Raw genomic sequence first — 1,234 nt, 5'->3', positions numbered from 1 at the left:
CCCCGGGGGGGGCCCCGCGGGCTCCCCCCCCCCCCCCCCCCACTGGGTTTTTTTACTTTTCCCACACCGTGAACAACCACCTGTTCGGCACTCCGCAAGGAACGCAAGTCGCGCAAGCGGCTTGCGTGATCGCGTGTACAGTCGAACCATGTCGAGACGACTGGCCGACGTGGCCGCGAAGGTGGGGGTCAGCGAGGCGACGGTCAGCCGGGTGCTCAACGGCAAGCCCGGCGTCTCGCAGGCGACGCGCGACGCCGTCCTCACCGCCCTGGACGTGCTGGGGTACGAGCGGCCCACCAAGCTGCGCGGCGACCGGCCCCGGTTGGTCGGGCTGGTGCTGCCCGAGCTGGCCAACCCGATCTTCCCCGCGTTCGCGGAGGTGGTGGGCGGCGCGCTCGCGCAGCAGGGTTTCACGCCCGTGCTGTGCACGCGCACGGCCGGCGGCATCTCGGAGGCCGAGTACATCGACCTCCTGCTGGGCCAGCAGGTCTCGGGCGTCATCTTCGCCGGCGGGTTCTACGCCGAGCGCGACGCCGACCACTCGCACTACGAGCGGCTGCAGGCGCTGAGCCTGCCGGTCGTGCTGATCAACGCGTCGATCGAGAGCCTCGACTTCCCGCACGTCTCGTGCGACGACCTGGTCGCGACGCACCAGGCGCTCGAGCACCTCGTCTCCATGGGCCACGCGCGCATCGGCCTGCTGCTCGGCCCGGCCGACCACGTGCCGTCGGAGCGCAAGCTCGCGGCCGCCCGCGCGTTCGCGCAGCGGCACGGCCTGGAGCTCCCCGACGAGCTCGTCGTGCACAGCCAGTACTCCCTGGAGAGCGGTCAGGCCGCGACGGGCCGCCTGCTCGACGCGGGCGCGACGGCGATCCTGTGCGCGTCCGACCCGCTCGCCCTCGGCGCGGTGCGCGCCGTGCGCCGCGCGGGGCTGGAGGTGCCCCGCGACGTGTCCGTCGTCGGCTACGACGACTCCGCGCTGATGAACTCCACGGATCCTGCGCTGACCACCGTGCGCCAGCCGATCGACGCGATGGGGCGCGCGGCGGTGGACATCCTCGCGTCCATGATCGCGGGCGCCGCCGTGTCGCGCGACGAGCTGCTCTTCGAGCCGGAGCTCGTCGTGCGGCGCTCGACTGCCGCCGCGCCCCGGCCCGCCGGCTGACGCCTCCGCTGCCTCGGGCGGCGTCCTCGCACCCTGACCCCGGCCGGTCGGGCGACACTGTCGCCCGAC

Annotated in this window: 1 protein-coding gene; it reads left to right on the top strand. The window is 73.6% G+C overall.

Features of this window, described 5'->3' with window-relative positions; translation table 11 throughout:
* Window positions 1–148 precede the first annotated feature (148 nt).
* Window positions 149–1,165 (top strand): LacI family DNA-binding transcriptional regulator, encoded by a 1,017-nt coding sequence (locus ACWGKI_RS20830; RefSeq protein WP_380242787.1) that lies wholly within the window; start codon window positions 149–151, stop codon window positions 1,163–1,165.
* The last annotated feature ends 69 nt before the right edge of the window (window positions 1,166–1,234 follow it).

The sequence above is a fragment of the Isoptericola sp. NPDC055881 genome, assembly GCF_053615895.1.
The sequence above is the reverse complement of the archived record's forward strand: the minus strand, read 5'-3'. Positions and strand labels throughout refer to the sequence as shown.

Excerpts from the sequence above, each read along its gene's own strand:
- ACWGKI_RS20830 (WP_380242787.1), top strand. The coding sequence starts at position 149 with ATGTCGAGACGACTGGCCGACGTGGCCGCGAAGGTGGGGGTCAGCGAG.